The following is a 1,839-nucleotide window of genomic DNA, read 5'->3' on the forward strand; positions in this document are numbered from 1 at the left end:
TTACCCTCACTTTTTTAAAAAATTCCAAAACTTTAAGTCACTTTGCAAAGGCTTATAGGGGTAAAATATTAAGAATACTAGCAAGTAAAAACATACATAGCAAAGAAGCTTTACTAGAAAATCTACCTAATGATTTAAAAATAAAAGAAATTAAAATACAGGGATTAAAAGAAGAGATAATTTTAGATATAGCAAGCTAAGCCTTTTGGCTTAGCTTTTATAATTAGAATTTGTATAGAGCTTCAAGTCTGATGAATTGATCGTCAGCATCTTGATCTTTTACACCATTATGGTTATCTTCAGTTAGATAAGAATAGAATCCGCTGAAAGTAAGTTTTGGACTATAAGCATAAGATACGCTTGCTACGTATTCATTTTTATCAGTATCTTCTTTACCTGTTCTTTCAGTTGTACCACCAATATAGTCAAATCCTACTCTTAAAGTTTCAGCAAAAGTATAGCCTAAACCTGCAAAATAAAAGAAGCTTTCACCATCGTTTTTAACTAATTTGCTTCCATCATTAGAATAGAAAATTTGTTGACCTGGAGCAATAACTCTACCTGTATCCTCTAAAGTTACAATAGTTCCTTTATCTTTATCACCATAACCAACTACACCTGCTTGGAAATCAAAAGCAGAGATTTGTCCGCTAAATTTAGCAGCATAGAAGTTATTGTCAGCAAGACCTAATTTTTCTTTATCGCTGTCTAAGCTATTTCCTAAGTATTGACCTTGGATTTTGAAATTCATGTCATTGAATGCAAATTTATAGCTAGCATCTACTGCATATAAGAATGCCCAATTGTTAGCATAAGCTGCCCATACTTGGAAAGCAAATGGATCAAAATCACCTAATACAGCACCACCATAAATCGATGATTTAGCTATGCTTAAATCTGTAAAATCGCTATCATCTTCCCAGTTAAGTGCATCAAACCAGTAACCTGCAAAAGTTAAACCTTCAATAGAGTTGTTAAGAACTTTAGCTCCTGTTCCTACTGCATCATCAGTCCAAATTGAACCAAGTTCCATTTTACCGAAAAGTACATTTGTAGCATAAGCTTCGTTAGTGTATTCTAAGTAAGCTTGTTTAACAGCAAATGTATTATGTGTATCAGTTTTAGCTAAATCACCACCTGGGTTATAACTGTTTGTATTCTCATTATAAGAACCGCCAAAACCTCTATCTGTTGAATTATATTCAAATTGAACGAAAGCTTTGAAGTTATCATCTAAAGCTGCTTTGAAGTTTAATTGAGCTTTAAATTTATGCTCATTATTTTTTGAGCTATTGTAACCTTCTGGTTGAATTGCATCACCAATTTCTAATCTATCAGACTGGAATCTGTATCTCATCATTCCTGATACATCAACATCTTTTATAGCTTCTTCAAGTGAAACAGCGTTAGCTGCTGAAAAAGCACCTGCAGCTAAAGCTGCTACTAAACTAAGTTTAACTAGTTTCATGAGAATTCTCCTTATTAAAATTAAAACTATGGCTTGTATTATATCATAGTTTTATATGAGAATTCTTAAAGTAAACAAAAATATGTATTTATTGGGATATATATTTGAAGTTATAGCGTGTTGTTATACTATAATTATTAGTATATAATGATTATAGTTTAGATAATCAAACTATATTAAATTAAATCTTTAAAATTATAATTTAATTTTATTCCTAATTTTATATTTTATAAATAATCTCATTCATATTTAAAACTATATATCTTTAAAGATCTAGTTTTTACTAGATCTTTAAAAACTAAGGAGTTATCTATGAATGTTTGCTTTTACAGATGTAATTATGCTCTTTGATAGTTAATGTTTGGAAACTG

At 30.1% G+C, this 1,839-nt stretch carries 1 protein-coding gene and 1 pseudogene; one reads left to right on the plus strand and one right to left on the minus strand.

Annotated features, from left to right (window positions below; all coding sequences use genetic code 11):
- Positions 1–200 (plus strand): annotated as a pseudogene (locus L8U00_RS07740) (peroxide stress protein YaaA); the annotation flags it as partial.
- Positions 201–223: 23 nt separating this feature from the next.
- Here L8U00_RS07740 and L8U00_RS07745 read toward each other — a convergent pair.
- Positions 224–1,468 carry a major outer membrane protein gene (locus L8U00_RS07745; RefSeq protein ID WP_263709106.1) on the minus strand — a complete coding sequence of 415 codons (1,245 nt, stop codon included), beginning with the start codon at positions 1,466–1,468 and terminating at the stop codon, positions 224–226.
- Between the last annotated feature and the right edge of the window lie 371 nt (positions 1,469–1,839).

Source organism: Campylobacter sp. IFREMER_LSEM_CL2256 (assembly GCF_025771645.1).
In the GTDB taxonomy this organism is placed as follows: Bacteria; Campylobacterota; Campylobacteria; order Campylobacterales; family Campylobacteraceae; genus Campylobacter_D.